The sequence below is a fragment of the Streptomyces sp. P17 genome (assembly GCF_032436805.1).
Lineage (GTDB): Bacteria > Actinomycetota > Actinomycetes > Streptomycetales > Streptomycetaceae > Streptomyces.
The window spans coordinates 1-278 of the sequence record NZ_JAVRBF010000705.1; the positions used below are offsets into that span (position 1 = coordinate 1).

The 278-nt window shown below is 44.6% G+C and carries 1 protein-coding gene; it reads left to right on the forward strand.

Features of this window, described 5'->3' with window-relative positions; genetic code table 11:
• Nucleotides 1-53: 53 nt before the first annotated feature.
• Nucleotides 54-278: signal recognition particle receptor subunit alpha (locus RMT89_RS42670; RefSeq protein WP_315889140.1), on the forward strand; the 225-nt coding region annotated here is incomplete at its 3' end.

Consider the following 278-nt stretch of genomic DNA (forward strand, 5'->3'; position numbering starts at 1 on the left):
GCGTTTGATCAGTGAATTGCAAGAAATCGATGATTGAGGAAGGAACTAGATAAATGGCATTTGAGAATTTAACGGAGCGTCTGCAGGGCGCCTTAAGCAAGCTACGAAAAAAAGGAAAGATCACTGAAAATGACGTCAATGAAATGATGCGGGAGATCCGCCTGGCTTTATTGGAAGCCGATGTCAATTTACAAGTGGTCAAAGAATTTGTGAAAAACGTCAAGGCGCGGGCAGTGGGTTCGGAAGTCTTAGATAGTTTGACTCCCGCGCAACAGATC